This is a genomic window from Kocuria subflava (assembly GCF_012163155.1).
GTDB classification, from domain to species: domain Bacteria; phylum Actinomycetota; class Actinomycetes; order Actinomycetales; family Micrococcaceae; genus Kocuria; species Kocuria subflava.
Genome location: NZ_JAAVUN010000103.1, coordinates 1 through 812 on the forward strand (window position 1 = coordinate 1; position 812 = coordinate 812).

Here is an 812-nt window from a genome sequence, read left to right on the forward strand (position 1 = left end):
CCGGAAGCACAGAACAGCCACGCGCCGGTCGTCGGCGAGCAGCGCCCGCAGCTGGTCCAGGAAATCGATGTCATGGGTGGCCAGGACGACGTCGCCGTGGCCCTGTTCCAGGATGGCGTCCAGGGTGCGCTGGATACCCACGTCCACGACCTTGACCCGGGCAGGACCGGACAGGGGCACCACCTGGTAGTCGAACCCCCGCAGTGCGGCCACGAAGCTGAAGGGAAGGTGCCCGTTGGACCCGTTGAGGAAGAACAGCCCCTTGGTCCTGCGCCCCGATCCGGGATCCCACAGCTTACGAGCGCCTTGCATCACGCGTTCCCACCGCGGCCGCTCCTCAGGTCGCGGCTTGCGTTCCAGCAGGGACATGCCCAAGGTGGCGTCGATGTTCTCACCGTCGGCCACCAGGTAGGGCACCCGCTCACCGGAAGCCGCCTGACGGTCTTGGTCGGCGGACAGGGAGGCGACAGCGGGGCCCACTCGTTCTGCAAAGGCGGGATCTTGCGCATTCATGACCATGAGCCTACGGGAGACCGACCGGGGCGCACTCATATCGCACCCATATCGTCCGGGAACTCATTCGCTCAGGGTCCGGAACCAGGGGAATACCCGGTGTGGTGGGTCACAATCGCGGGCTAGGGTTTGGTGCATGAGTGAGCACAGCCCCGCACGTCTGCAGTCCGATCTCGCCCGCCTGAGCAGGGAGGTGGAGCAGTACCTTTCCACCGTCGAGTCCTTCCACGACGACGAATTCGTTCGTGCCTCCCTGTGCCAGGACTGGACCCGCGCCGCCGTGGTCGCACACGTCGCGG

General features: G+C 66.3%; 1 pseudogene. It reads right to left on the bottom strand.

Annotated features, from left to right (window positions below):
* Positions 1 to 513 (bottom strand): annotated as a pseudogene (locus GTW58_RS13190) (NYN domain-containing protein); the annotation flags it as partial.
* Positions 514 to 812: the final 299 nt, after the last annotated feature.